The following is a 22459-nucleotide window of genomic DNA, read 5'->3' on the forward strand; positions in this document are numbered from 1 at the left end:
CCGGTCGAACAGGCAATTCCGCGATGCCGGTGCCGTGCGGCACGATGGGTGGCATGGCACGCACCCACGATCACCCCGGCGAACTGGCGGCCCAGGACCCCATCCGGCTCCTGGACATCCGGGAGGCGCCCCTCTCCGTCGACGAGGTCTTCCGGGCGGTGGGCGACGACGCGGCCGGTGGTACCGCGCTCTTCGTCGGCACGGTGCGTGACCACGACGGCGGCCAGGACGTCGGCGCGCTCGGATACTCGTGCCATCCGACGGCCGTCGACGAGCTGCGCCGGGTGGCCGAGAAGGTCGCGGCGAACTTCCCGGTACGGGGCCTCGCCGCCGTCCACCGTGTGGGTGAGCTGGCCGTGGGCGATCTGGCCGTGGTCGTCGCCGTGTCGTGCGCCCATCGGAGTGAGGCCTTCGCGGCCTGCCGCACCCTCATCGACGACCTCAAGCACGAGGTTCCGATCTGGAAACACCAGCGGTTCTCGGACGGCACCGAGGAATGGGTCGGCGCCTGCTGATCGCAAACCGTCCGGGGCGTGATCAGCCCCGATTTGCGTAACCGAACCCCTGCCACGAGCGTTGGTCCTGCACACGGATAATCTGCTGATCGTCAGTTGCGGTCGCTCAAGGGGTAGGGAGGTCGTGATGGCAGCACTCGCTTGGCTTCTGATTCCGCTTTTCGCTGCTTTCGGCGCGGCGATATGGGGAGGGTGGGCAGCCCGCAACCGTTCGACAGGCGATGTCACCGAACTCGCCGACTACGCCAGGTTCCGTGAGGCGATGGAGAAGTCGCACTCCGGTTCCCAGCCCGCCTGAGACTTCCCGGCCCGCCTGAGACTTCCCGGCCCGGCTGAGACCTCCCGGCCCGGCTGGAACGTCCGGCCCGACCGAAGGTCCGCGCCCCGTCCGAAGACCGCGCACGGACCGGCACGGCCGCCGGAACCACCCGTTCTCCGCTTCCCCCGGCGCCCTTCGTGACGCCCGGAACGGCCCCCGGACCGGCACCGTACGGACCGGCCCCGACGGTGCACTGACAGGCCCTTCCCGTACTGTCGTTCCATGCCACGCCGCACCGCGACGATGCTCGCCTCCACGCTGATTCTGATCGCGCTGCTCTGCGCCGGCGTGCTGATCCCCGTCCCGTACTCGGAGATGTCCCCGGGACCGACGGTGAACACGCTCGGCGACGCGCGAGGCGAGCCGGTGCTCCAGATCAAGGGGCGCGACACCTATCCGACGTCCGGTCACCTCAACATGACGACGGTCCGGGTCACCAGCGCCGACTACGACATGAACATCGTCACGGCCGTCTACGGCTGGCTGGCCCACGACAGCGTGATCGTGCCGCACGACACTCTCTACCCGGACGGCAAGACGGAGGAGGAGTCCACCCAGGAGAACGCCGAGGAGTTCAGCCAGTCCCAGGAGAGCGCCAAGGTCGCCGCCCTGAAGGAGCTGAAGATCCCGGTCACCTCACGGGTCGTGGTCTCCTCGGTGGTGAAGGACAGCGCGGCCCAGGGCAAGCTGCACGCCGGTGACGTCATCAGGGCCGTCGACGGGACCGTGGTCACACAGCCCGAGGACGTCGCCAAGATCGTCTCCGCGCGCAAGCCGGGCGAGAAGGTCGTCTTCACGATCGTGCCAGCCAAGACGGCGGCCGCCGCCGAGAAGGCGGGCAAGGAGCCCCGCGGTTCGGAGGAGATCACCCTCACCACGCGGAAGGCGCCCGCGGACCCGGCGAACCCCGCCCCGGGCCGGGCGATCGTCGGCATCCAGGCGGGGACCGACCACACCTTCCCGTTCGAGATCGACATCACCCTCGCGGACGTCGGCGGTCCGAGCGCGGGACTGATGTTCTCCCTCGGCATCATCGACAAGCTGACGCCCGGCTCGCTGACGGGCGGGAAGTTCATCGCCGGTACGGGCACCATCGACGACGCCGGGAAGGTCGGCCCGATCGGCGGCATCAACATGAAGCTGGTCGGTGCCCGCGACGCGGGCGCCCGCTACTTCCTGACGCCCGACGACAACTGCGCCGCGGCGGCGGCCGACACCCCGAGCGGGCTCACCCTGGTGCGGGTCAAGACCCTCGCCGACGCCAGGAAGTCCCTGGAGAAGATCAGCGCCGGGCACACGGCCGGACTGCCGAGCTGCTCGACGGGCTGAGCCAGCCGGACCGCCGAGCCGCTCGGCCGGCTGAGCCCGGCCGGGCGGCTCGGCAGCCCCGGTGTCAGGACTCGAAGGTCGCGGCGAGCGCCTCGGCCAGTCCCGGCACCAGTCCGGCACCGGTCAGCACCTCGGTGGGGGAGTCCTTCTCCCGCAGCCGCACCGCGGAGTCACGCGCCCCGTCCCGCAGGACGGCCACGGTCATCCGCACCTCCTGCCGGTCGGCGTGCCCGGCCACCCACGCCGTGAGCTGGGCGTCACTCAGCCCCTCCGGCACGGAGGCCTCCGCCGACGGCGGCAGCATCAGCCGCTCCACGGTCAGCGCGCAGCCGGCCACCGCGTCGGGCCAGGCGATCGTGGCGAGGAACTCGTCCAGCGCCGTGCCGGCCGGAAGCTCCTCCTGCTCCACGGGTGTGAGGGCGGATCCCGAGGACGACGGGTCGTCGAGGCCCAGCTGGGCGGCGAGGCCCGGCTCCTGGGCCCGGAGCCGGGCGGTGTCGACAAGGGCGAACAGACGTGCGGGCTGGTCCCAGCCGAGGGTCGCGGCGTAGGCGTCGATTTCGAGGACGGCGACGGTCAGAGGACTCGACGCCATCGGGGGGCCTGAGGGGGAAACGTTGGGCATGCGCAATATCCTGCCTCCTTCCGCCCCGGGAACGGGAACTAGGTAAAGCCTCAGTAAGTTGCATAGGTGGGCTCTACGATCCCGGGGCCTGCTTCACACGACCGCGAACTTCGAGGTGCGCACGTTGGCTTTCCAGATGCCGGACCGCGGCGGAGGCCCGACCGGGCCACGGATCAGAGTCGGCCGCCCGTCCCGGCGCGTCCGTACCCTGCTCATGACATTGGGCGTCCTGGTGGTTCTCGCCATGGCCTTCGTCATGTTCGCCGGGTTCTGGACGGACTGGCTCTGGTACAGGTCGGTCGCGTATTCGTCCGTCTTCACCACCACCCTGTGGACCAAGATCGGCCTGTTCCTCGTCTTCGGACTGCTGATGGCGCTCGCCGTCGGTGTGAACATCTGGCTCGCGCACCGGCTCCGGCCGCCGCTGAGCGCGATGTCACTGGAGCAGCAGAGCCTGGACCGCTACCGCATGAGCGTCGCCCCCTACAAGAAGTGGGTGCTGCTCGCGATCACCGCGCTCGTCGGACTGATCGCCGGCGCGTCCGCGTCGGGTCAGTGGCGTACGTGGCTGATGTACATCAACGGCGTGTCGTTCGGCCAGAAGGACCCCCAGTTCAAGCTGGACGTCTCCTTCTACGCCTTCGACCTGCCGTGGTACCGCTTCCTGCTCGGCTTCGGCTTCGCGGCGACCGTGCTGTCGCTGATCGCCGCGGCGGTGACCCACTACCTCTACGGCGGACTGCGGGTCACCAGTCCCGGCGCGCGGGCCACGGGAGCGGCCACCGGTCATCTCTCCGTGCTGCTGGGCATCTTCGTCTCGCTGAAGGCCGTGGCGTACTGGCTCGACCGGTACGGCCTCGCCGTGAAGAGCAGTGACTTCAAGGCCACGGACAACTGGACGGGGCTGCGGTACGTCGACGCCAACGCCTATCTGCCGGCGAAGACGATCCTCTTCTGCATCGCCGCGATCTGCGCGGTGCTGTTCTTCGCGACGCTCTGGCGGCGCACCTGGCAGCTGCCGGTGATCGGTTTCGGCCTGATGGTCCTCTCGGCGATCCTGATCGGCGGGCTCTACCCGGCGATCGTGCAGAAGTTCCAGGTCCAGCCGAACGAGCAGGCCAAGGAAGCCCCGTTCATCCAGAAGAACATCGATGCCACGCGTGAGGCGTACGACATCGACGACGCTCAGGTGGACGACTACGCGGGCACGAGTACCACCGATGACAGCACCAAGCTGAGGGCGAGCGCCGACTCCGCCGCCAGCTACCGCGTGATGGACCCGAACGTCGTGTCCCCGGCGTTCCAGCAGCTCCAGCAGAAGAGGAACTACTACCAGTTCCCCAAGACGCTGGACGTGGACCGTTACAAGGACGCGGACGGCAAGGAGCAGGACACCGTCATCGGCCTGCGTGAGCTGAACATCCAGGGCCTGCCCAAGCGGAACTGGATCAACGACCACTTCACGTACACCCACGGCTACGGCGTCATCGCGGCCCGGGGCACCACGACGGGCACCAACCCGACGGGATCCCCGGACTTCACGGAGTCGGGCCTGCCCACCACGGGTGACCTGGGCAAGTACGAGCAGCGGGTCTACTACGGCGAGAAGACCGAGCAGTACTCCATCGTCGGCGGGCCCCAGAAGGAGCTCGACTACGAGGAGGACGGCGAGAAGACCACCAGTTACCAGGGCGACAGCGGGGTCAGCCTCTCCAGCGCCTTCAACCGGGCGGCCTACGCGGTCTCCTTCAGCGAGCCGCAGATACTGTATTCGGGAGCCATCGGTGACGGTTCGCGGATCCTGTACAACCGCACGCCCAAGGAGCGCGTCGAGGCGGTCGCGCCCTGGCTGACCATCGACGGCGACGCCTATCCGGCGGTGGTCGACGGCCGGATCCAGTGGATCGTGGACGCGTACACCACGACCAACGGCTATCCGTACGCCTCGCGTACGACGCTCGGTGACACGACGGCGGACTCGCTGACCACCAACCAGCGCGCGGTCGTCGCCCAGCAGAACCAGGTCAACTACATCCGCAACTCGGTGAAGGCCACCGTCGACGCGTACGACGGCAAGGTCAAGCTCTACGAGTGGGACACCGAGGACCCGGTCCTGAAGACCTGGCGCAAGGCGTTCCCCGGCACGGTGAAGCCGCGGGCGGACATCCCGCAGCAGCTGATGGACCACCTGCGCTACCCGCAGGACCTGTTCAAGGTCCAGCGCGAGCTGCTGACCCGCTACCACGTCGAGAACCCGGCGCAGTTCTACAGCGGCAGTGACGCCTGGCAGGTGCCGGACGACCCCACCAACAAGGAACCGGGGTCCGTCCCGCCGTACTACCTGAGCATGAAGATGCCCGGCCAGGACGCCCAGAAGTTCTCGCTGACCACGACCTTCACCCCGAAGGGGCGCCCCAACCTGGGGGCGTTCATGGCGGTGGACGCGGACGCGGCCAGCAAGGACTACGGCACCATCAGACTGCTGAGGGTCACCAGCACCGTCAAGGGCCCCGGCCAGGTGCAGAGTGAGCTCAACGGCAACGACGACGTGGCCGAGTTCGTGAGGAACCTCAAGGGCACCGACTCGGACATCGAGTACGGCAACCTGCTGACGGTGCCGCTCGACGGGGGCTTCCTCTACATCGAACCGGTCTACACGCGCGGTGGCACGCAGAACTATCCGCTGCTGCGCAAGGTCGCCGCCTCGTACGGTTCGAAGATCGTGTTCGAGAACAGTCTCGGGGAGGCGCTGAACGCGGTCTTCGGGGTCGAGGAGTCCGACACGACGAAGCCCACCGAACCGGACCAGCCGCCGGGCGACACCACGGAGCCTCCGGCCACCGGGGACGCGGCGCTGAAGAAGGCCATCGCGGACGCCCAGAAGGCGTACACGGCCGGCGAGGAAGCCCTCAAGGAGAACGACTGGTCGGCCTACGGCAAGGCCCAGCAGGAGCTCCAGGACGCGCTCAAGCGGGCCGCGGCCGCTCAGCCCAAGGCCGGCGGCGCCGCCTCCGACGCCCCTGGTACGTCCGGGGACGACAAGGCCGACAAGGGTGACACGGCCGACAAGGGCGACAAGGGCGACAAGGTGGATACGGCGAGTGCCGTCGATCCGCCGGGCAAGGCCGGCGGGGAGGCCGGCGACCGAAGCGGCTGAGAAAGCCGCGCCCCGCGTCGTGGTACGGTTTGAACACAACGACGCGGGGTGGAGCAGCTCGGTAGCTCGCTGGGCTCATAACCCAGAGGTCGCAGGTTCAAATCCTGTCCCCGCTACTGAAGACAGAGGCCCGGATCCTTCCAAGGATCCGGGCCTTCGTCATGCGCGGGGCGACTTTGTGAAGTTGTCGGTGTGAAGTGTGGTTCGCGGGGCACGAGTTGGGGCCGAACGTGTTTCACTTGTCTCTCTGTGGGCATGTCGACAAAACGCTGAAGTGACCTCACTGGCCGGGGTATACGAGGTGTACGCGGGTCGCGGGTGGTGGGACGATGGTATTTATGGGGGACAGGGCAACTCTGTTGGAGACAGGGCGGTTTGTGCAGCGACGCGGCCGAACGACGGAAATCGTGGCGGATGCGGTGTTCGCCGCCGCCGTCGCCGAGGTCGAGGAGGCTGCCGTGACCGTCGACGGAAGCCGCCTGGACACGCCCCGCGCCGGTGCCACCGGCCGGGCCGCGGGCGCCGGGCCGGCCGAGCGGGAGACGGCCCGGACCGGCCCCGACGCCACGTTCGCCGACGCCGCCGAGGCCGCCGAGCGGGCCGAGACCGAGGCACGGCACCGGCGCGCGGCGGACGCGGGCGACACCGCGTCGATGAGCGTGCTCGGCGCGCTGCTGCTGCGCCGAGGCGACCTGGACGGCGCCGAGACCTATCTGCGGGCGGCCACCGCCGAGGGCGACCGTGCCGCCGCCAACAACCTGGGCGTCCTCCTGCACCAGCGCGGATACGCCGACGAGGCGGCCGGCTGGTGGCGCATCGCCGCCGTGGCCGGATCCGCCGCCGCCGCGCACGCCCTGGGCCGTCACTTCAGGGAGCGCGGGGACGAGCCCGGCGCCGAGTACTGGCTGCGCCAGTCCGCCGAGCAGGGGCACGCCCTCGGCGCCTACGCGCTGGCCGACCTCCTGGAGCACCGGGGCGACTCCGGCGCTGAGCGCTGGCTGCGCCAGTCCGCCGAGCAGGGGCACCGCGAGGCGGCGTACCGGCTGGCGCGCGCGCTGGACCGCCAGGCCGTCGGCGACACCTCCGACGCCTTCGGTCCGGGCCGCGGCGCCGGACCGAACACCCTGGGCGGCACCGCGGGCGTCCTGGGCGACCTGGGCCCCGGCGTACCGAAGAAGAGGGAAGGGCCCGCGACCGGCCGGGGCGAGGCCGAGCAGTGGTACCGGCAGGCCGCCGCGCGCGGCCACCGCCGCGCCGCCCTGCACCTCGGCGCCATCCTGGAACGGCGCGGGGAGCAGAAGGAGGCCGGACGCTGGTACCTCACCGCCGCCAAGGAGGGCGAGCCCCGGGCCGCCTGCGCCCTGGGCTTCCTGCTGCGCGACGCCGGTGACGAGGAGAGCGCGGCCGTGTGGTGGCTGCGGGCCGCCCAGGAGGGCGACGGAAACGCCGCCAACGCCCTGGGGGCGCTGCACGCGGCCCGCGGTGAGCAGCAGACCGCCGAGCGCTGGTACCGCGCGGCCATGGACGCGGGCGACGTCAACGGCGCCTACAACCTGGGCCTGCTCTGCGCGGCGCAGGACCGGGTCGCCCAGGCCGAGCAGTGGTACCGCCGAGCCGCCTACGCCGGGCACCGCGAGGCCGCCAACGCGCTCGCCGTGCTGCTGCTCCAGGCGGGAGACGCCTCGGGAGCCGAGCCGTGGTTCTCCAAGGCGGCCGAGGCGGGCAGCGTGGACGCCGCCTTCAACCTCGGCATCCTGCACGCGGGCCGTGACGAGGACGGCGCGGCGCTCGGCTGGTACCAGCGGGCCGCGGCGGCCGGGCACACCGATGCAGCCCTCCAGGTCGGCATGGCGCTGCTGCGCGACGGTGAGGAGCGGGAGGCCGAACGCCATCTGCGCTGCGCCGCCGGGGGCGGCAGCGCCGAGGCGGCGTTCCGGCTGGCCGGGCTGCTCGACCTGCGCCGGCCGCCGCCGGGCCGTCCCGCGCTGGGCGAGCCCATGCCGGACAAGACCGAGTGCGAGGAGTGGTACGAGAGGGCGGCCGAGCAGGGCCACCGCCGCGCGCAGGTCCGGGCCGGCATGCTCGCCGCGGCCCGCGGCGACCTGACCGACGCCGCCCGCTGGTACCGCGAGGCCGCGGAGTCGGGCAGCCGCAACGGCGCGTTCAACCTGGGACTGCTGCTCGCCCGCGAGGGCAGTGAGCGGGAGGCCGCCCTGTGGTGGAGCCGCGCCGCCCACGACGGCCACGGCCGTGCCGCCCTGCGCCTCGCGCTGCTCGCCGCCCGCCGGGGCGAGCTCACGGAGGGGCAGCGATGGTGCGCGCGGGCGGTCGAGCTGGGGCCCGCCGAGGTGGCCGAGCGGGCCGCCCGGCTGCGGGAGGCACTGCACCAGGAGCTCACCGCCTGAGGCGGGCGTCAGGGGGCGGACGTCTGGGGCGAGAGGGCCCCGGCGGAGCGGCGCGCGGGGGCCCTCGGAAGTGATTTGCGCTGGTCCCCGCGGTTGCCGTAGGGTTATGAACACAACGACGCGGGGTGGAGCAGCTCGGTAGCTCGCTGGGCTCATAACCCAGAGGTCGCAGGTTCAAATCCTGTCCCCGCTACTGAAGACAGAGGCCCGGATCCTTCCAAGGATCCGGGCCTCTGTCGTATGTCCCCACGCACGACCGAGGTGTACGCCCGCGCGCACGGTCAAGGCGCACCGGCGGCCCGCGGCGGGCGTTTTGGTCGTGGGGCGGGCCTCTGGTCAGGCCGTGGCGGCGCAGTTCGGACAGATGCCGCGGTAGGTCACCTCGACGTCCGAGACGGTGAAGCCGAAACGCTCGTCGGCGGGCAGGTCGGCCAGCGGATCGCCGGACGGGTGCACGTCCCGGATGGCGCCGCAGCGGGCGCACACCAGGTGGTGGTGCGGCCGGTGGGCGTTGGGGTCGTACCGCTTGGCACGGCGGTCGGTGGAGACCTCGATGACCTCACCGAGGGACACCATCTCGCCCAGCGTGTTGTACACGGTGGCGCGGGAGATCTCCGGCAGCCGGTCGACGGCCCTGGCGTGCACCTCGTCCGCCGTCAGGTGCACATGCTCCCCGTCGAGCACCTCGGCCACCACGCGGCGCTGTGCCGTCATGCGCCAGCCGCGTCCGCGGAGTCGTTCCAGGAGGTCACTCATGGGATCCAGCCTAACAGTGACGGGACCGTGTCCCGAATGGGTGTGACTTTGGATGTTCACTTGACTTAGACAAAGTCCATCGTAGGATCGGTCTTGGCATTAGCCAAGGGACAGGCCGCAGCGGGAGACCACGACCGCGCGGAAGATGACGCAGGAGGCGCACGTGACGCAGGGACCGCTCACCACGGAGGCCGGCGCGCCGGTAGCCGACAACCAGAACAGCGAGACCGCTGGCCCGGGTGGACCGGTTCTCGTCCAGGACCAGGCGCTTCTCGAGAAGCTCGCCCACTTCAACCGGGAGCGCATCCCGGAGCGCGTCGTGCACGCCCGCGGCGCCGGTGCGTACGGCACGTTCACCCTGACCCGTGACGTCTCGCAGTGGACGCGCGCCGCGTTCCTCTCGGAGGTCGGCAAGCAGACCGAGACCTTCCTGCGTGTCTCCACCGTCGCGGGCAACCTCGGCGCGGCGGACGCGGCACGTGACCCGCGCGGCTGGGCGCTGAAGTTCTACACCGAGGAGGGCAACTACGACCTCGTCGGCAACAACACCCCGGTGTTCTTCGTCAAGGACGCCATCAAGTTCCCGGACTTCATCCACACCCAGAAGCGCGACCCGTACACCGGCTCCCAGGAGGCGGACAACGTCTGGGACTTCTGGGGTCTGTCGCCCGAGTCCACCCACCAGGTGACCTGGCTCTTCGGTGACCGCGGCATCCCCGCCAGCTACCGCCACATGAACGGCTACGGCTCGCACACCTACCAGTGGAACAACGAGGCCGGCGAGGTCTTCTGGGTCAAGTACCACTTCAAGACCGACCAGGGCATCAAGAGTCTCACCACCGAGGAGGCCGTCCGCCTCTCCGGCGTGGACCCGGACAGCCACCAGCGCGACCTGCGCGAGGCCATCGAGCGCGGTGACTTCCCGACCTGGACGGTGCAGGTGCAGATCATGCCGGCGGACGAGGCGGCCACGTACCGCTTCAACCCGTTCGACCTGACCAAGGTGTGGCCGCACGAGGACTACCCGCCGATCGAGATCGGCACGCTGGAGCTCAACCGCAACCCGGAGAACATCTTCGCCGAGGTCGAGCAGTCGATCTTCAGCCCGGCGCACTTCGTGCCCGGCATCGGCCCCTCCCCGGACAAGATGCTCCAGGGCCGGCTGTTCGCGTACGGCGACGCCCACCGCTACCGCGTCGGCATCAACGCCGACCACCTGCCGGTGAACCGCCCGCACGCCACCGAGGCGCGGACCAACAGCCGTGACGGCTACCTGTACGACGGCCGGCACAAGGGCGCCAAGAACTACGAGCCGAACAGCTTCGGCGGCCCCACCGAGACGGGCCGGCCGCTGTGGCAGCCCGTCTCCGTCACCGGCGGTACGGGCAACCACGAGGCCGCGGTCCACGCGGAGGACAACGACTTCGTGCAGGCCGGCAACCTCTACCGGCTGATGTCGGAGGACGAGAAGGGCCGGCTGATCGACAACCTCGCCGGGTTCATCGCGAAGGTGTCGCGTGACGACATCGCCGAGCGCGCGGTCAACAACTTCCGTCAGGCCGACGCGGACTTCGGCAAGCGGCTGGAGGTCGCGGTCCAGGCCCTGCGCGGCTGACGCGGGCGCGTGCCGTAGGCGGCGGGCCGGATCCCCCGGGATGTTCCCGGGGGATCCGGCCCGTGGTCGTGTGCGGCCCGGACCACGCGTTTCGGCCGGGACCCGCACGCCGGGCAGGCGGAGATCGGTGGGGGATCAGCGGGTGGTCAGCGCCGCCGTCCGCTGCCGGGACGGCGTCCAGCAGCGGATGATGTCGCGTACCGAGACGATGCCCACCGGGCCGCCGTCGCCGTCCAGCACGATCAGGTGCCGGAAGCCGCCGTGCGTCATGGACTCCGCCGCTTTGTCGAGGGTCCAGGCCGGTGAGGCGAAGACCACGTCGTCGGTGGTGTGGGAGCCGGCGGTCTCGACGTCGGGGTCCTGCCCCGAGCCGACCGCGTCGAGGATGTCGCGTTCGGTGAGGATTCCGAGGCCGCAGGTGTCCGGGTCGTGGACGACCGCGGCCCCGATGCGGCGGGCCGACATCAGCCGGGCCGCCTGGCGGAGGGTGTGGGCCGGTCCGATGGTCAGGACCACGGTGCTCATGGCATCGCGGACAAGCATGAAGGAGCCACCTCCTGTGGTGCGAACCCGCGGAACCGGCGTCAGGTGGCGCCGATTCACAAGTTCACAAATGGGGGGCCTCTCAGAGTTGCACCGTCATGCGGGCGGGACAAGGGGCGTGCGGGCCGACACGGGGGGCGTGCGGGCTCAGTAGCGCTGGTTGAGGTAGCCGAGCAGTTCCCGGTGGAGCAGGCCGTTGGAGGCGGCCGCGTTGCCCCCGCCGGGGCCGGGGACACCGTCCAGGCTGGTGAACTCCCCGCCCGCCTCCTGGACGATGATCGCGTTCGCCGCCATGTCCCACAGCGAGAGCTCCGGTTCCGCGCAGATGTCCACCGAACCCTCGGCGACCATCATGTACGGCCAGAAGTCCCCGTATCCCCGGGTGCGCCAGCAGGCCCGCGTCAGATCCAGGAAACCGTCGAGCCGGCCCTGGTCCTCCCAGCCGGTCAGCGAGGAGTACGCGAACGAGGAGTCCGCGATGCGCTCCACCTTCGACACGCCGAGCCGGGTGGCGGAGGTGAGGCTGCGGCCGGAGAAGGCCCCCGCTCCCTTCGCCGCCCACCAACGGCGGTTCAGCGCCGGGGCGGAGACGACACCGACGACCGGCTGGAAGCCGTCCTCGCCCGCCTCCGTCAACGCGATCAGGGTCGCCCAGACGGGCACGCCCCGCACGTAGTTCTTGGTGCCGTCGATCGGGTCGACGACCCAGCGCCGGGGCCCGGTGCCCTCGATGCCGTACTCCTCGCCGAGGATCGCGTCGCGTGGCCTGGCCCGCTGGAGGTGCCCGCGGATGAGCTCCTCGGCGTGTTTGTCCGCCTCGCTCACCGGGGTCATGTCCGGCTTGGTCTCGACCTTGAGATCCAGGGCCTTGAAACGGTCCATCGTCGCCGCGTCGGCGGCGTCCGCCAGCACATGGGCGAGGCGCAGATCATCGTGGTAATCGGGCATGCCGTCACAGTATCCACCGGCGCCGGTCCGGATCCACCGCCGCCCGTTCCGGCCCGGACGGGGCGGTACGGCCCGGTGACGGGCGCGGGCCCCCTTGACAGCACCCGACGGGGCGTCAACTCTGTAGCGCCGACCCCGGTTGCGGGAGGTGGGCATGCCCACGGCGCGAGAAGCCCTGCTGGACGCCGCTGCCTCGACGCTGGCCGTGCTGCCGTGGCCCGAGGTGCGGATGGGCCGGATCGCGGCCGCCGCGGGCTTCTCCCGGCAGACCCTCTACAACGAGTTCGGCGGCAAGGACGGCCTGGGCCGCGCGCTGATCGGACGGGCCGCCGACCGTTATCTGGCCGGGGTCGACGAGGCGGTCGGCACACACGCGGCCACCGGGCGGGGGCCGGTGGAACTCGCCCTCTGGACGGTCCGGGCCGCGCGGGCGGACGTACTGGTCAGGGCGTTGCTCACGGGCTTCTGGGACGCGCGCCTGCCACGGCCCGGACCACCCGGGCCGACGGGCGGCACGGAGCCGGAGGGCGCGGACGGCCCCCCACGACACCGGCCCGCGCCCTGCCAGGCGCCGCCGGCCCCCGCCGAACTCCTGGCGCTCGCACGGGACCGGGCGGTGGCCGTCCTGAGGGGCGCGGGCCCCTCCCGGGACGACACCGGACTGGAGTCCCGGTGCGAGATCGCCCTGCGGATCGGCCTCTCCTACGCGGTGGCCCCGGCGGTCACCGCCCCCTCCCCGGTCGGCTCCGACGCCGTGCGCCTGGTCCACGAGGCGCTGGCGCGCGACCCGGGGTGCTGACGGCAAGCTCCGGTGCGCCGACCGGCAAGGGTCCGGGGTGCTGAACGGGAAGGTCCCGTGTGCCGCACGGGAAGGCCCGGTGCGCTGACCGGGAAAGCGGTCAGTGCGAGGAACCGGACAGCTGGAGCCCGATCACACCGACGATCACCAGCGAGATCGACACCAGCTTGAGCGTGGAGACCACGTCGTCCAGGAAGACCATGCCGTAGATCGCCGTACCGGCCGCGCCGATGCCGGTCCACACCGCGTACGCGGGCCCGACGTCGAGCTTCTTGAGGGAGAGGGTCAGCAGCCCGAAGCTGCCCAGGGCGAACGCGCAGAAGGCGACCGTCGGCCACAGCCGGGTGAACCCGTGCGAGAGCTTCAGGCACACGGCGAAACCGGTCTCCAGCAGTCCGGCGACCACGACCAGCAACCACGCCATCGTCAGGTGCCTCCCATTTAGGTGACCTTCGTCCCGCCTGACGCGATTATGCCCTGAGCGGCTCCGGTAACTCGCAAGCGTGCGTGAGTCGGGCCGTCCCGCCGCGAGCCGTCAGTCGCCCTCGCGCCGCTCCCGGGTCTCCAGCAGCCGGCGCAGCGAGTCCAGACGCGCGGGGTCCGCGTGTCCCTCGGCCACCCAGGCGTCCAGGGCGCACTCCGTCTCACGGCTGTCGTGGGTGCAGCCGCGCGGGCAGTTCTCCGTGCCCGGCGCGAGGTCCGGGAAGGCGAGGACGACCCGGGAGGGATCGACGTGGTGCAGACCGAACGACCGGACACCCGGGGTGTCGACCACCCAGCCGCGACCGTCCCCCAGCGGCAGGGCGAGCGCGGAGGTGGTGGTGTGCCGGCCGCGTCCGGTGACGGCGTTCACGACGCCGGTCGTACGCCGTCTGTCCTTCGCCACCAGGGCGTTGACCAGGGTCGTCTTGCCCACTCCGGAGTGCCCGACGAAGGCGGTCACCTTGCCGTCCAGCAGCTCGCGCACCCCTTCGGCCGCGTCACCGTTCTCCAGCTCCTCGCGGCTGGTCACGACATAGGGGACGCCGAGCGGCGTGTACGCCTCCAGGAGCTTGTCCGGGGAGGCCAGATCGGACTTGGTCAGCACCAGGAGCGGGGAGAGCCCGCCGTCGTACGCCGCGACCAGACAGCGGTCGATCATGCGGGGACGCGGCTCCGGGTCGGCGAGCGCGGTCACGACGGCCAGCTGGTCCGCGTTGGCGACGACCACCCGCTCGTACGGGTCGTCGTCGTCCGCCGTGCGGCGCAGCACCGAGGTGCGCCGGCCGATGCGCACGATGCGGGCCAGGGTGTCCTTGTCGCCGGAGAGATCGCCGACCAGGGAGACCTTGTCGCCCACCACCGCGGCCTTGCGCCCCAGCTCACGGGCCTTCATCGCCACCACGGTGCGGCCGTCGACGAGGCAGGTGAGCCGGCCCCGGTCGACCGTGAGGACCATGCCGTCCTGGGCGTCCTCGTGCTTGGGGCGGGTGTGGGTGCGGGGCCGGTTGCCCTTGGGGTTGGGGCGGACGCGGATGTCGTCCTCGTCGGGGTTCTTCCCGTAGCGGCGCATGTCCTCAGGCCCCGGGCCTCTCCGTGGGGGCTCCGAGCGCGCCGGGCGTCACCCCGACCGTGTCCGGGTCGGCGTCGAGCATGCCGGTCCACAGGTCCGGGAAGTCCGGCAGCGTCTTCGCGGTGGTGCCGATGTTCTCCACCTCGACCCCGGGCACGGCGAGGCCGATGACCGCCGCGGCCGTGGCCATCCGGTGGTCGTCGTACGTCTGGAAGACGCCGCCGTGCAGCGGGCGCGGCCTGATCACCAGTCCGTCGGCCGTCTCCGTGACGTCGCCGCCGAGGTTGTTGATCTCCTTGGTGAGCGCGGCCAGCCGGTCCGTCTCGTGCAGCCTCAGATGGGCGACGCCGCTCAGCGTGGAGGGGGAGTCGGCGAGGGCGGCGAGTGCCGCGATGCCGGGGGTCAGCTCGCCGACCTCGCCGAGATCGACGTCGATGCCGTGGACGCGGCCCGAACCGGTGAACGTGAGGCCGCTCTCGGTCAGCTCGCAGCTGCCACCCATCGCGGTGAAGATCTCGCGCAGCGCGTCACCCGGCTGGGTGGTCCGCAGCGGCCAGTCGGGGATCGTCACCCGGCCCCCCGTGACCAGCGCGGCGGCCAGGAACGGCTGGGCGTTGGACAGGTCGGGCTCCACGGTCAGGTCGCGGCCGAGCAGGGCCGAGGGGGAGACCCGCCAGACATCGGGCTCGCCGCCGGTCTCCGGCTCGTCCACCTGGGCGCCCACCGCGCGCAGCATGTCCACGGTCATCCGGATGTGCGGCATGGACGGCAGGGCCCGGCCGGTGTGGCGCACCTCCACGCCCTGGTTGAAGCGGGGGGCCGAGAGCAGCAGGGCGGAGACGAACTGCGAGGACGAGGAGGCGTCGATCGCCACCGGTCCGCCGTCCAGCGCGCCCGCGCCGTGCACGGTCAGCGGCAGGGCGCCGCGCGCCTCGTCGTCGATACGGGCCCCCAGCGCCCGCAGCGCGTCGATCACACCGTGCAGGGGGCGCTCGTAGGAACGGGGGTCCCCGTCGAAGTGGACCGGGCCGTCGGCGAGGCTGGCCACCGGGGGCAGGAAGCGCATCACGGTGCCCGCGTTGCCGACGTCCACGGTGGCAGGGCCGTGCAGTCCGGCCGGGATGACCCGCCAGGCCTCGCCCGAACCGTCCGGCCCCACGCCCTCCTCGATGCCGACGCCCATCGCGCGCAGCGCCTCGGCCATCAGCAGGGTGTCCCGCGAGCGCAGCGGGCGGCGCAGCCAGCCCGGCTCCGAGGACAGCGCGGCCAGGACGAGCGCCCGGTTGGTGACGGACTTCGATCCGGGCACGGTGACGGTCGCGTCGACGGCCCCGGTCGCGTGGGGAGCGGGCCAGAGGGCGGGGTGCGCGGAACTCTCGGTCATGCCCCTTACTTTAGTGGCTCACCGCAAACCCAGAGCCATAACAAATGGGGCGAAATCAGGCCGTAACGCAGGGACGGTACGGGCCGGACCGGCTCACAGCTCCAGCAGCCAGCGTCCCCCGCCGATCAGCGAGCACAGGGACACCGCGTGGAACAGGAACAGCCACATCGCGGCCGGGGCGTGCGTCAGCCGGGCGAGCTGGTCGGCGTCGGAGTCCGGCGCACCGCCGTGGCGGCGCTTCGACTGGAGCTCGAAGGCCGGGCGCACCCCGCCCAGCAGCAGGAACCACACCACCGTGTACGCGAACGCCGACTGGACGTCGGGCGAGGTCAGCCAGGACACCAGCAGGAACGTCGTACCCGTGAGGATGACCGTCAGGGCCCCGTACAGGTTGCGGATCATCACCAGCATCACCGCGAGCAGCGCGGTGGCCAGCCACAGCAGCAGCGTGATCCGGCCGTCGGCCAGCAGCCAGGCGCCGCCCAGGCCGAGCAGCGGGGGCGCCGTGTAGCCCGCCGCCGCGGTGAGGATCATGCCGATGCCGGTCGGCTTGCCGCGGCTCACCGTCAGCCCGCTGGTGTCCGAGTGCAGCCGGATCCCGGAGAGCTGCCGTCCGGTCAGCAGGGCCACCAGCCCGTGGCCGCCCTCGTGCGCGATGGTGATCGCGTTCCGGGACAGCCGCCATATGAGGTTCGGCACGACGGCGACGAGCGCCGCGGTGGCCGTCACGACCACCAGCCACTGCTCGGGCGCGGGCTGGGTGCCGAAGACGCGATCCCACAGATCGCCGAGTTCGGTGCTGTCCATGGTGCGGGCGGCTCCTTGCGGTAGGTGAGGCGACGGGGGTCCGCTCCACTCGCGGATCGTGGCAGTCTGGCACTTATGTGCGGACGGTATGCGGCCAGCCGGCGGCCCGAGGACCTGACCGGACTCTTCGGGGTCGAGAAGTGGGAGCCGGCCGAGGCTCTGGAGCCCGACTGGAACGTGGCGCCGACCAAGGAGGTCTACGCCGTGCTGGAGCGTCCTGTGAAGGACGCCGCCGACCGGCGTCCGGTTCGCCAGTTGCGCCCGCTGAAGTGGGGGCTGGTGCCGGCCTGGTCGAAGTCGCCGGACGGCGCCGCCCGGATGATCAACGCACGGGCCGAGACCGTCCACGAGAAGCCCTCGTTTCGCCGCCCCTTCGCGGCACGGCGGTGCATCCTGCCCGCCGACGGCTACTACGAGTGGATGACCGGGGCCGACGAACGGCGGCTGGAGGAGCGGGGGAAGAGGAAGCGGCCGCGCAAGCAGCCGTACTTCGTGACCCCGGCCGACGGTTCCGTCTTCGCGATGGCCGGGATCTACGAGTTCTGGCGCGACCCCGCCCTGCCCGACGACCACCCCGGTGCCTGGTGGGCGACCTGCTCGGTGATCACCACGGAGGCGGAGACCTCACCGCTCGCCGTCGCCCCCGCGGAAGGGCCCGCCGCGCTCGCCGACATCCACCCCCGGATGCCGCTGATGCTGCCCCCGGACCGCTGGGACGCCTGGCTGGATCCCGCGCGCACCGACGTGGAGGAGCTGAGGACCCTGCTGGAGCCGCCCCCCGGCGGGCTGATGCGGGCCTACCCGGTCGGCACCGCGGTCAGCAACGTCCGTAACAACGGCCCGGAACTCCTGGCGGAGCTGGCCGCGCCCGAGCTGAGCACGCTGTTCTGAGCGGGCAGGATGGCCCCGTGAGCCGTACAGGGATCAGAAGCGGGACGGAATCCGTCGAGACCGGTGCCGGAGTGGCCAGGATCACCTGGCTGCCCGCCCGGAACGCCCGGCTGGTGCTCGCCCTCGGCCACGGCGCGGGCGGTGGCATCGAGGCGAGGGACCTCCAGGCACTGGCCGCCGTGCTGCCCGGCCGCGGGGTGGCTGTCGCCCTGGTCGAGCAGCCCTGGCGGGTGGCGGGGAAGAAGCTGGCCCCCGCGCCCCGGACGCTGGACACCGGCTGGCACGGCCTGTGGCCCGCGCTGACCGCCCCGGGGCTGCCGGTCGTCGCGGGAGGACGCAGCGCGGGCGCCCGGGTCGCCTGCCGTACGGCGGCCGGGCTCGGCGCCCACGCGGTGCTCGCGCTGAGCTTTCCGCTGCACCCGCCGGGCCGGCCGGAGAGGTCACGGGCGGACGAACTGCTGGGGACGGGGGTGCCCACCCTCGTCGTCCAGGGCGGACGCGACCCCTTCGGACGCCCCGCCGAGTTCCCCGCGGGCGGGCACCGGATCGTCGAGGTGCCCCACGGGGACCACGGGTTCGCGGTCCCCAAGAGGGCCCCGCTGACCCAGGATCAGGCGCTGGAGGTCCTCACCGGCGCGGTGGCCGACTGGCTGGACGTGTCGGCGTAGGGGCGTAGTTCACCTCACAGCCGGGTGCGCGGGCGCCCCGGGAATGCGGCGTGCGGGACCGCTGTTGTCCGTGGTGTCGGTACAACACAGTCGTACGTGGAAGAGGGAGTCCGTCGCATGGGTTCGACCATCTGCCCGCGCCGCTCGAACACCGCTGACCTGGAGTGGACGGTGCTGCGCGCGGCGAGGACCACGTCCCGGGGCGCCGCGGCCGGAGCCGATCGACAGCCCGCGCGGAAGCAAGGTCGACTATTCTCCGATGCGAGCGGGTCCGGTTCGGGCTCCGCCACTTCGTTGGAGGAGGTGGGTCCGGTCACAGGGACCGACACAGGGACCGACGACGGCCGCGCCAAGGAGACGACCGCCGAGCGCAACGCGCGCTTCGAGCGGGACGCCCTCGGGTATCTCGACCAGATGTACTCGGCGGCGCTGCGCATGACGCGCAACCCCGCCGACGCCGAGGACCTGGTCCAGGAGACCTATGCCAAGGCGTACGGCTCCTTCCACCAGTTCCGTGAGGGCACGAACCTCAAGGCGTGGATGTACCGCATCCTCACCAACACCTTCATCAACTCCTACCGGAAGAAGCAGCGCGAGCCCCAGCGGAGCGCCGCCGAGGAGATCGAGGACTGGCAGCTGGCACGCGCCGAGTCGCACATGTCGACCGGACTGCGCTCGGCCGAGTCCCAGGCCCTCGACCACCTGCCCGACTCCGACGTGAAGTCCGCCCTGCAGGCGATCCCCGAAGAGTTCCGCATCGCCGTGTACCTCGCCGATGTCGAGGGCTTTGCCTACAAGGAGATCGCGGACATCATGGGGACACCCATCGGTACGGTCATGTCCCGGCTGCACCGGGGCCGCCGCCAGCTGCGCGGCATGCTGGAGGACTACGCGCGTGAGCGCGGGCTGGTCCCGGCCGGCGCCGGTGAGTCGGACGACAGGAAAGGCTCGGCCTCATGAGCTGCGGAGAGCCGCACGAGACGGATTGCTCAGAGGTCCTCGACCATCTCTACGAGTTTCTCGATCATGAGATGCCCGAGGGCGACTGCACCAAGTTCGAGGTGCATTTCGAGGAATGCTCCCCGTGCCTGGAGAAGTACGGCCTGGAGCAGGCGGTCAAGAAGCTCGTGAAGCGCTGCTGCGGGCAGGACGACGTCCCCACCGACCTGCGCTCCAAGGTGATGGGCCGGATCGAGCTGATCCGCGCCGGCGAGACCGTCCCCGAACAGGACGTGGCCCTCGGAGACGACGCCGGACGGCCGGCCGCCACCGCCGAGTGACACCGCCTCCCGGCTGACAGCCCCGTGCCACCGCGTCCCGGTGGCACCGGCCCCCGGTGACACGCTCCCCGGGGCCGAGGTCGCGTGGCCGGACGGTGTCCGGCCATGTCACCCGAAGGTGCTAATCAGGTCCATAGAAGCCCTTGGCTCGACCCAACTCGCTAGCCTGGCGCATTCATTGACCAGGCTGGGGGGCAAGCGGTGCGGGTGCGGAGCACACCGGGGGCGGCGCGGCTCTGCATCCTGGCCGCGTCGGCCGGCGCCGCGCTCTGCGCGCTCCCCGCCCTCCTCCCCGGTGCCGGTACGCCCTGGGGCACGCTCGCCCTCCTCGCCGCGCTCTACCTGGTCCGCGAGGTCCCCGCCCGCCGGTCCTTCTTCGGCGACCCCGCCCCGGTGACCGCCGGGGCCTTCTTCCCCCTGCTGCTCGCGGCGGCGTTCCTGCTGCCCCCGGCCGCCGCCGTCCTGGTCTCCCTGCCCGGATCGCTGGCGGGCCGGATCGAAGAGCCCCCCGTCGCGGCCCGCCGTGTCTGGCGTGCCGCGCAGCTCGCGCTCACCGTGGGAGCGGCCTCGTGGGCGTACGCCCTCCTGGGCGGTCCCGCCAGTCTCGGCGGGTCCGGGAGCGGGGCCGTGCTGCCGTACGCCCTGCTGCCCGCCTGCGCCACCGCCCTCGTCTTCAGCGCGGTCCTGGCGGCTCTGGACGGCGCGATCCTGGCCACCGCCGAACGCGTCCCGCCGCGCCACGCCTGGCGGGGACTGCACGCCTCGGTGGGGCCGCACCTGGTGCACGCGCTGGCCGGACTGATGATGGCCGTGCTGTGGCGCAGCCCGTACGGACCGGTCTCCGCGCTGGTCGTGCTCCTGCCCATGTACATCTCCTGCTGGGTGTTCGCCCAGTACCACCGCCAGCACGCCGCCCACCGCGCCACCATCCGGGCGCTCGTCCAGGCCGTCGACATCAAGGACGGCTACACCCGGGGGCACAGCGAGCGGGTCGGCCGGGCCTCCGAGCTGATCGCCCGGGAGCTCGGCATGGAGGAACGCCGGATGGAGGCCCTCCGCTTCGCCGGCGTCCTGCACGACGTCGGCAAGCTCGGCGTCCCCACCCGGGTCCTGCGCAAGGAGGGGCCCCTCACCCCCGAGGAACGCCGGGTCATCGAGCTGCATCCGGAGTACGGCCACGAGATCGTCCGGGGCATCGGCTTCCTGGACGAGGCGCGCGCGGCGATCCTGCACCACCACGAGCGGCTGGACGGCAGCGGATACCCCTACGGCCTCAGCGGGGAGGCCATTCCGGAGTTCGCCCGGGTCGTCGCCGTGGCGGACGCCTTCGACGCGATGACCTCGACCCGCTCCTACCGGCCCGGCCGGCCCGTCCCCGCCGCCGTGGCCGAACTCGAACGCTGCGCCGGAAGCCAGTTCGACCCCCGGATGGTACGGGCGCTGGTACGGGCCCTGGACCGGCACGGCTGGTCGGCCACCACCCCGGTCACCTCGGACGAGGAGGCGGCCTCCCGGCCCCCGCGCCAGCGGGCCGCCCCGTCACGGGCACCCGCGGCCGGACCCGCCGGCCGGCCGGGGCGTCCGCGGTGACGCCCGGGTACCGCGGACGCCCGCCCCCGTCGGCCCTCACGGTCCGGGCGGCCGCGCTGGCGCTCGCGGTCGCCGCCCTGGGGCACACGTTCTGGCTCGGCGTCGTCGAGCCCGGCCACGCCCTCGCCTTCGGGGTCCTGATCGCGGTCGGGGAACTGGCCCGCTGGGGCGCCCTGCCCGGCGAACGCGAGCCCGCGCCCCTCGGAGCCGCCGGAGCGCTGGCGTACGCCCTGCTCGGGAGCAGCCGGGGGGTGCCCACCAGCCACGGTGTCCTCCAGGTGGTCACCGTGGTGGTGGCGGCGCACCTGCTCGCCGCGGTGCCGCAGGCGGCACGCGGCAGCGGCCCCGGGCCGGACCGGGTGGCCCGGCGCGTCCTGGCCGTGGGGTTCGCCGCGGTGTGCTTCCAGCCGCTCTCGAACTCGGGGCGGGCGGTGCGCTGGTTCGGCGAGGGGCCCCCGTTCGTCGTCTTCCTCCTGGTCCTGCTGGTCCTCATCGCCCTGTGCGACGCGGTCCTCGCCGTCCTGACGGCCGGGAACCCGCGTCCCTTCGGGCCGCTGCTGCGCGACGAGCTCAGGGCGCTCAGCGGCATCGCCTCGGCGGTCTGCGCGACCGGCGCGGTGATGGCGCTCGGGGTGGCCGTCGCGGGCCTGTGGGCGCTGCCCGTCCTGTGCGTACCGCTGCTGCTGACCCAGATCTCCTTCCGCCGGTACGCCGCTGTCCGCACGACCTACCGGCAGACCATCGCGTCGCTGGCCAGGGCGACGGAGATCGCCGGGTACACCCGGCACGGGCACGCCCGCAGGGTGGCCGGGCTCGCGGACGCGGTCGGCCGGGAGCTGGGCCTGTCCGGGCCCGAGCTGACCGTCCTGGAGTACGCGGCGCTGATGCACGACATCGGCCAGCTCTCGCTGGTGGACGCGGTGCCGGGCGGCGCGACGGTCGCGCTGGCGCCCGCCGAGCAGCGCAGGATCGCCCTGCTCGGCGGTGCCGTGGTCCGCCGGACCGGGGTGGACACCGAGGTGGCGGTGGTGGTCGAGCAGCAGGCCGATCCGTACCGGGAGCAGCCCACCGCCGCGCGGATCATCCGGACGGTCAACGCGTACGACGACCTGTGCGGGGAAGGCGTGGGCGGGGCCCTGAGGGCGCTGGAGCAGCTCAGGCTCGGCACCGGCCGCGACTACCAGCCCCAGGTGGTGGAGGCGCTGGCGAGAGTCCTGGCGCGAGGCGGTCTGACCCCGGTCCCCAGCGGGTAACCCACGGGTAATGAGCGGGCGTC

General features: G+C 72.0%; 21 protein-coding genes and 2 tRNA genes. 15 read left to right on the forward strand and 8 right to left on the reverse strand.

Features of this window, described 5'->3' with window-relative positions:
• Nucleotides 1–53: 53 nt before the first annotated feature.
• From B9S64_RS22090 to B9S64_RS22095, 3 genes are all read left to right on the forward strand, one after another.
• Nucleotides 54–515, forward strand: coding sequence for a molybdenum cofactor biosynthesis protein MoaE (locus B9S64_RS22090; RefSeq protein ID WP_103490687.1), 462 nt, complete (start codon nt 54–56; stop codon nt 513–515).
• Nucleotides 516–642: 127 nt separating this feature from the next.
• Nucleotides 643–813: a hypothetical protein gene (locus B9S64_RS34580; RefSeq protein WP_181012241.1), complete on the forward strand. Its 171-nt coding sequence runs from the start codon at nt 643–645 to the stop codon at nt 811–813.
• Between the two features lie 243 nt (nt 814–1056).
• A complete protein-coding gene (locus B9S64_RS22095) occupies nt 1057–2163 on the forward strand; it encodes a PDZ domain-containing protein (RefSeq protein ID WP_103490686.1) in 1107 nt (368 codons plus the stop codon).
• A gap of 64 nt (nt 2164–2227) precedes the next feature.
• Here the strand turns inward: B9S64_RS22095 and B9S64_RS22100 are convergent, their stop codons facing one another.
• Nucleotides 2228–2788: a PPA1309 family protein gene (locus B9S64_RS22100; RefSeq protein ID WP_239084869.1), complete on the reverse strand. Its 561-nt coding sequence runs from the start codon at nt 2786–2788 to the stop codon at nt 2228–2230.
• 136 nt (nt 2789–2924) lie between these two features.
• On the opposite strand from B9S64_RS22100, the gene B9S64_RS22105 reads away from it, so the two are divergent.
• The 4 genes from B9S64_RS22105 to B9S64_RS22120 all read left to right on the forward strand — a co-directional run bounded on the left by B9S64_RS22105 (nt 2925) and on the right by B9S64_RS22120 (nt 8543).
• Nucleotides 2925–5945, forward strand: coding sequence for a UPF0182 family protein (locus B9S64_RS22105; RefSeq protein ID WP_103490685.1), 3021 nt, complete (start codon nt 2925–2927; stop codon nt 5943–5945).
• Between the two features lie 42 nt (nt 5946–5987).
• Nucleotides 5988–6061: transfer RNA gene (locus tag B9S64_RS22110), tRNA-Met, on the forward strand.
• Between the two features lie 213 nt (nt 6062–6274).
• Nucleotides 6275–8350 carry a tetratricopeptide repeat protein gene (locus B9S64_RS22115; RefSeq protein WP_109492094.1) on the forward strand — a complete coding sequence of 692 codons (2076 nt, stop codon included), beginning with the start codon at nt 6275–6277 and terminating at the stop codon, nt 8348–8350.
• Nucleotides 8351–8469: 119 nt separating this feature from the next.
• A tRNA-Met gene (locus B9S64_RS22120) sits at nt 8470–8543 on the forward strand.
• A gap of 143 nt (nt 8544–8686) precedes the next feature.
• On the opposite strand, the gene B9S64_RS22125 is transcribed toward B9S64_RS22120, so the two are convergent.
• Complete coding sequence (locus tag B9S64_RS22125; protein ID WP_028438865.1) at nt 8687–9106, reverse strand: Fur family transcriptional regulator; 420 nt, start codon at nt 9104–9106, stop codon at nt 8687–8689.
• 145 nt (nt 9107–9251) lie between these two features.
• Here B9S64_RS22125 and B9S64_RS22130 point away from each other — a divergent pair, with 145 nt between their 5' ends.
• Complete coding sequence (locus B9S64_RS22130; protein WP_103490637.1) at nt 9252–10721, forward strand: catalase; 1470 nt, start codon at nt 9252–9254, stop codon at nt 10719–10721.
• Nucleotides 10722–10856: 135 nt separating this feature from the next.
• On the opposite strand, the gene B9S64_RS22135 is transcribed toward B9S64_RS22130, so the two are convergent.
• Complete coding sequence (locus B9S64_RS22135) at nt 10857–11264, reverse strand: cyclic nucleotide-binding/CBS domain-containing protein (RefSeq protein WP_028438863.1); 408 nt, start codon at nt 11262–11264, stop codon at nt 10857–10859.
• A gap of 147 nt (nt 11265–11411) precedes the next feature.
• The gene (gene hisN / locus B9S64_RS22140) at nt 11412–12212 is read right to left on the reverse strand and encodes a histidinol-phosphatase (protein ID WP_028438862.1); all 801 of its coding nucleotides are present in this window, start codon (nt 12210–12212) and stop codon (nt 11412–11414) included.
• 154 nt (nt 12213–12366) lie between these two features.
• Here hisN and B9S64_RS22145 point away from each other — a divergent pair, with 154 nt between their 5' ends.
• Nucleotides 12367–13011, forward strand: a complete 645-nt coding sequence (locus B9S64_RS22145) for a TetR/AcrR family transcriptional regulator (RefSeq protein ID WP_103490636.1) — start codon at nt 12367–12369, stop codon at nt 13009–13011.
• Nucleotides 13012–13111: 100 nt separating this feature from the next.
• Here B9S64_RS22145 and B9S64_RS22150 read toward each other — a convergent pair whose 3' ends face one another.
• From B9S64_RS22150 to B9S64_RS22165, 4 genes are all read right to left on the reverse strand, one after another.
• Nucleotides 13112–13435, reverse strand: a complete 324-nt coding sequence (locus B9S64_RS22150; protein ID WP_103490635.1) for a multidrug efflux SMR transporter — start codon at nt 13433–13435, stop codon at nt 13112–13114.
• 111 nt (nt 13436–13546) lie between these two features.
• A complete protein-coding gene (gene rsgA, locus B9S64_RS22155) occupies nt 13547–14563 on the reverse strand; it encodes a ribosome small subunit-dependent GTPase A (protein WP_103490634.1) in 1017 nt (338 codons plus the stop codon).
• 4 nt (nt 14564–14567) lie between these two features.
• Nucleotides 14568–15947: a 3-phosphoshikimate 1-carboxyvinyltransferase gene (gene aroA / locus B9S64_RS22160; RefSeq protein ID WP_103490633.1), complete on the reverse strand. Its 1380-nt coding sequence runs from the start codon at nt 15945–15947 to the stop codon at nt 14568–14570.
• A gap of 93 nt (nt 15948–16040) precedes the next feature.
• Nucleotides 16041–16754, reverse strand: a complete 714-nt coding sequence (locus B9S64_RS22165; RefSeq protein WP_103490632.1) for a M50 family metallopeptidase — start codon at nt 16752–16754, stop codon at nt 16041–16043.
• A 75-nt stretch (nt 16755–16829) separates the two neighbouring features.
• On the opposite strand from B9S64_RS22165, the gene B9S64_RS22170 reads away from it, so the two are divergent.
• The 6 genes from B9S64_RS22170 (at nt 16830) to B9S64_RS22195 (ending at nt 22436) form a co-directional block, all read left to right on the forward strand.
• Entirely contained in the window at nt 16830–17645 is an 816-nt protein-coding gene (locus tag B9S64_RS22170; RefSeq protein WP_103490631.1) for an SOS response-associated peptidase, read from the forward strand.
• 17 nt (nt 17646–17662) lie between these two features.
• The gene (locus B9S64_RS22175; protein ID WP_103490630.1) at nt 17663–18313 is read left to right on the forward strand and encodes an alpha/beta family hydrolase; all 651 of its coding nucleotides are present in this window, start codon (nt 17663–17665) and stop codon (nt 18311–18313) included.
• Nucleotides 18314–18616: 303 nt separating this feature from the next.
• Entirely contained in the window at nt 18617–19273 is a 657-nt protein-coding gene (locus tag B9S64_RS22180; protein ID WP_019992373.1) for a sigma-70 family RNA polymerase sigma factor, read from the forward strand.
• A complete protein-coding gene (rsrA, locus tag B9S64_RS22185) occupies nt 19270–19593 on the forward strand; it encodes a mycothiol system anti-sigma-R factor (protein WP_103490628.1) in 324 nt (107 codons plus the stop codon). Before B9S64_RS22180 ends, rsrA begins: the two co-directional genes overlap by 4 nt.
• Nucleotides 19594–19800: 207 nt before the next feature.
• Nucleotides 19801–21183, forward strand: coding sequence for an HD-GYP domain-containing protein (locus B9S64_RS22190; RefSeq protein WP_181387633.1), 1383 nt, complete (start codon nt 19801–19803; stop codon nt 21181–21183).
• A complete protein-coding gene (locus tag B9S64_RS22195; RefSeq protein ID WP_109492096.1) occupies nt 21180–22436 on the forward strand; it encodes an HD-GYP domain-containing protein in 1257 nt (418 codons plus the stop codon). The genes B9S64_RS22190 and B9S64_RS22195 overlap by 4 nt, the downstream gene beginning before the upstream one ends.
• Nucleotides 22437–22459: the final 23 nt, after the last annotated feature.

The sequence above is a fragment of the Streptomyces sp. SM18 genome, assembly GCF_002910775.2.
In the GTDB taxonomy this organism is placed as follows: Bacteria; Actinomycetota; Actinomycetes; order Streptomycetales; family Streptomycetaceae; genus Streptomyces; species Streptomyces halstedii.

Coding starts and splice junctions, on each gene's coding strand:
- B9S64_RS22105 (WP_103490685.1), top strand. CDS start 2,925: ATGCCGGACCGCGGCGGAGGCCCGACCGGGCCACGGATCAGAGTCGGC.
- B9S64_RS34580 (WP_181012241.1), top strand. CDS start 643: ATGGCAGCACTCGCTTGGCTTCTGATTCCGCTTTTCGCTGCTTTCGGC.
- B9S64_RS22090 (WP_103490687.1), top strand. CDS start 54: ATGGCACGCACCCACGATCACCCCGGCGAACTGGCGGCCCAGGACCCC.
- B9S64_RS22150 (WP_103490635.1), bottom strand. CDS start 13,435: ATGGCGTGGTTGCTGGTCGTGGTCGCCGGACTGCTGGAGACCGGTTTC.
- B9S64_RS22170 (WP_103490631.1), top strand. CDS start 16,830: ATGTGCGGACGGTATGCGGCCAGCCGGCGGCCCGAGGACCTGACCGGA.
- rsrA (WP_103490628.1), top strand. CDS start 19,270: ATGAGCTGCGGAGAGCCGCACGAGACGGATTGCTCAGAGGTCCTCGAC.
- B9S64_RS22130 (WP_103490637.1), top strand. CDS start 9,252: ATGACGCAGGAGGCGCACGTGACGCAGGGACCGCTCACCACGGAGGCC.
- rsgA (WP_103490634.1), bottom strand. CDS start 14,563: ATGCGCCGCTACGGGAAGAACCCCGACGAGGACGACATCCGCGTCCGC.
- B9S64_RS22135 (WP_028438863.1), bottom strand. CDS start 11,264: ATGCTTGTCCGCGATGCCATGAGCACCGTGGTCCTGACCATCGGACCG.
- B9S64_RS22145 (WP_103490636.1), top strand. CDS start 12,367: ATGCCCACGGCGCGAGAAGCCCTGCTGGACGCCGCTGCCTCGACGCTG.
- aroA (WP_103490633.1), bottom strand. CDS start 15,947: ATGACCGAGAGTTCCGCGCACCCCGCCCTCTGGCCCGCTCCCCACGCG.
- B9S64_RS22100 (WP_239084869.1), bottom strand. CDS start 2,788: ATGCCCAACGTTTCCCCCTCAGGCCCCCCGATGGCGTCGAGTCCTCTG.
- hisN (WP_028438862.1), bottom strand. CDS start 12,212: ATGCCCGATTACCACGATGATCTGCGCCTCGCCCATGTGCTGGCGGAC.
- B9S64_RS22115 (WP_109492094.1), top strand. CDS start 6,275: ATGGTATTTATGGGGGACAGGGCAACTCTGTTGGAGACAGGGCGGTTT.
- B9S64_RS22125 (WP_028438865.1), bottom strand. CDS start 9,106: ATGAGTGACCTCCTGGAACGACTCCGCGGACGCGGCTGGCGCATGACG.
- B9S64_RS22095 (WP_103490686.1), top strand. CDS start 1,057: ATGCCACGCCGCACCGCGACGATGCTCGCCTCCACGCTGATTCTGATC.
- B9S64_RS22165 (WP_103490632.1), bottom strand. CDS start 16,754: ATGGACAGCACCGAACTCGGCGATCTGTGGGATCGCGTCTTCGGCACC.